General features: G+C 62.5%; 4 protein-coding genes. All 4 read left to right on the plus strand.

Annotated features, from left to right (window positions below; all coding sequences use genetic code 11):
- Window positions 1-393 (plus strand): hydroxyethylthiazole kinase (locus tag GHO25_RS25265; protein ID WP_178110235.1); only part of this gene is annotated, 393 nt, incomplete at its 5' end.
- A 102-nt stretch (window positions 394-495) separates the two neighbouring features.
- The gene (locus tag GHO25_RS25270) at window positions 496-1326 is read left to right on the plus strand and encodes a sulfurtransferase (protein WP_153393278.1); all 831 of its coding nucleotides are present in this window, start codon (window positions 496-498) and stop codon (window positions 1324-1326) included.
- Between the two features lie 16 nt (window positions 1327-1342).
- Complete coding sequence (locus tag GHO25_RS25275) at window positions 1343-2452, plus strand: LLM class flavin-dependent oxidoreductase (protein WP_153393281.1); 1110 nt, start codon at window positions 1343-1345, stop codon at window positions 2450-2452.
- A 192-nt stretch (window positions 2453-2644) separates the two neighbouring features.
- A complete protein-coding gene (locus GHO25_RS25280; protein ID WP_178110236.1) occupies window positions 2645-3151 on the plus strand; it encodes a sigma-70 family RNA polymerase sigma factor in 507 nt (168 codons plus the stop codon).
- Window positions 3152-3212: the final 61 nt, after the last annotated feature.

Raw genomic sequence — 3212 nt, forward strand, 5'->3', positions numbered from 1 at the left:
GCACAGGCAGTGCCCGCCGCCGTGCAGTTGCTGGAGCACACCGCCGCCGTGTCGGCCTCGGGCGCCATTGACCATGTGGTGGGCTGGGTCGCTGATGCACAAAACCCGCCGCGCCCGTGGCTCATCAAGATCGCCGGTGGCAGCGCCTGGTTGCCCAAAGTGACCGCGTCGGGTTGCTCGCTGGGTGCGCTGGTGGCGGCGTACACCGCTGTGGCCAGCGATTACCTGACCGCGCTGGTGAGCGCCCATGTGCACTTTGCCCTGGCCGCCGAACTGGCTGAAGCCACAGCCAAAGGGCCCGGTTCGTTTGCCACGGCGTTTATCGACGGGCTGGATGCGGTGGATGCCGACCTGATCCGCGCCAAGGCCCGGTTTGAGGCCTCGCCGCTGTAAACACGAGCTGTAGGAGCGAGCTTGTCTCGCGATCTTTTAACGATCAAAAGATCGCGAGGCAAGCTCGCTCCTACAGGGTTTTTGGCTTTTCAGGACAGGTATATGACCCGCCCGTTACTCAGCCTTGATGCGCTGTTGGCCCAACCCGATCACTGGAGCGTGCTGGAAGTCAGTGCCACAGGGTTGCGCGAGCCTTTTGCCGCTGGCCACTTGCCGGGGGCGCGCTTGGCCGATCTGGCCAATCAGTTGTCGGACCCGTCGGCGCCGTTCCCTTATACACGGCCCGATGCCCAGGCCTTCACCTCGGCCATGCGTGCGCTGGGGGTGAGCAACCAGCGCACGGTGGTGATCTACGATCGCGAAAACGGGATCTGGGCCGCGCGGATCTGGTGGCTGCTGAAAAGCTTCGGCCACAGCCAGGTGTTTGTGCTGGAGGGCGGCTTGCGCGCCTGGCTCGCTCGCGGGCTGGCGCTGGACACCACGCCCGCAGCCAACAGCCCCGGCGACTTCACGGCGGTGGACACACCGGGGTATTTCGTCGATCGCGCTTACGTGCAGCAGGTAGTGGCCGGGCAACACAACGCCCGTTTGCTCAACGTGCTGCGCCGCCCGGTGTTTCGCGGCGAAGAAAGTAAATACGCACGCCCCGGCCATATCCCGACCAGCCTCAACCTGCCGTATATCGAGCTGATCGACCCGCACACCCACGCCTTTGTCCCGCGCCCCGCCCTGCTGGCAACGTTGCAGCCGTTTATCGAACGCCCGCAGGTTGAGTGGGTGCTGTATTGCGGCAGCGGCATCACGGCGGCGGGGTTTGCCCTGGCTCTGGCTCTGGTGGGCGTTGAACACGTGAGCGTTTACGACGGCTCGCTGTGCGAGTGGTCGGCTGACCCGGCATTGGCGATGGACCTCCAACCGAATTCGAACCCTTGAATCAGGAACACGACTGATGGCAATTAAAGCACTGTGGTACCTCAGCATGGCCGACGGTCATTACCCCTGGATGGAAGACGGCATCTACCCGGTGGATTTCGATCGCTACCGCCGACTGGCCGAGACCATCGACCAGGGCGGTTTTTATGGCGCGCTGGTGGCCACATGGCCCAACGACCCGCTGGTGTCTGCCACTTCGGTGGTGGGCTTTACCGAAAAAATGCGTTTTCTGGTGGCGGCTTACGCGGGCATGACCGCACCCAAGTTGCTGGCCGAACAAGCCCTGACCTTTGAAAAACTCAGCGGCGGGCGTTTGCTGTTCAACCACATCAATGGCCGCGAAGAACGGGCTAAGACCTACAACCTCACCGCCGGTCACGACGACCGCTATAAAAGCGCCGAACATTACTGGAAGGCATTTCAGGAGCACTATCTGGCGGGTAATCCGTCGCTGTTCCCCAATACCCGTTTCAGCCTCGAACCTGCGCAAGCGGGCGGCGTGCCGCTGTGGGGCACGGGAGAGTCTCAGGCCGGTGTTGAACACGCGGGCAAAGTGGTCGATGTGTACCTGCTGATGCTGCGCGAGATCTCGATCATTAAGGACCGCTTCGACGCCGCCCGCGCTTCGGCCCACAGCCAAGGCCGTGAGTTTGCCGACATGGGCGCGCTGGCCAGCGTGACCGTGCGCAAGACCCGCTCCGAGGCCGAAAAGGCCTTTTATGCCCTGTTCGAAACCACCGGCGTCGACCTGCTGCGCAGCAAACTCGAAGAAGTGGTGGCCCGGCGCAGCAAAGGTGAACAGACCCTGGCCAGCTACCGCGCCCCGGATGCGCAGCGCCAGGAGTGGGTGGATTACATCCTCAAGAGGCAACTGCCGCCGCTGGAGTCGCTGCGCCTGGAAAACAGCCTGTTTGCCGGGATGAGCGCCTGGTCGTCGCTGGACATCTTCGGCACCGGCTCATCGGCGGCGTACCTGGTGGGCGACGCAGACGCCATTGCACAGAACGTCGAGGCGTATCACCAACAGGCCGGGCTGAGCGCGCTGATTCTGTCGGGCTGGCCGCTGATTGACGAAGCAAAACACGTGGCCGAGTTGCTGATACCGAAGCTGAACGAGATCGGTTGAATCCCCCCCTGTGGGAGCGGGCTTGCTCGCGATGCAGGCAATGCGGTTTTTCAGATCAACCGTGGCGATGCCATCGCGAGCAAGCCCGCTCCCACATCAAACCAGTCTTACAAAGATGTACAGCCGGCAATTGCTTTTTATCGTAAGCACAAAAGATAATGAGATTAGTTACCATTCATTTCAGGTGTGCACGTGCTCAGCCCCGGCGATTCCCGATCTGTCCTGACCGACTTGTACAGCGATCATCATCGCTGGTTGCGTGCATGGCTCTATCGCCAGTTGAATTGCCCGCATGATGCCGCCGACCTGACCCAGGACACGTTCGTGCGCGCCCTCACCTCGCGCCAGCTCACGGCGTTGCAGGAGCCACGGGCGTTTCTCACCACCATCGCACGCAACCTGCTCAACAATGTGTTTCGCCGGCGCATGCTGGAGCGTGCCTATCACGAAGAACTGGCGGGCCTTGAGCCCGAGTTCATGCCGTCTGAAGAAGACATGGCGATGGTGCGTGAAGCGCTGGAACTCATCGATCAGTTGCTCGATGGCCTGCCGAACCGCGCCCGCCATTGTTTTTTGTTGCACCGCCTGGACGGGCTGACGCAGCCGCAGATCGCCCACGCCATGGGCATTTCCCTGGCCACGGTCGAGCGCGACCTGCGCCGGGCATTTTTGCACTGCCTGAACACCCCGCAGGCATGAGCGCCCGTCAGGCCGATGAGGCCAACCGCGCGGCGGTGGACTGGCTGCTGCGCCTTGAATC

The sequence above is a fragment of the Pseudomonas sp. FSL R10-1350 genome (assembly GCF_009600525.1).
Taxonomy (GTDB): domain Bacteria; phylum Pseudomonadota; class Gammaproteobacteria; order Pseudomonadales; family Pseudomonadaceae; genus Aquipseudomonas; species Aquipseudomonas helleri.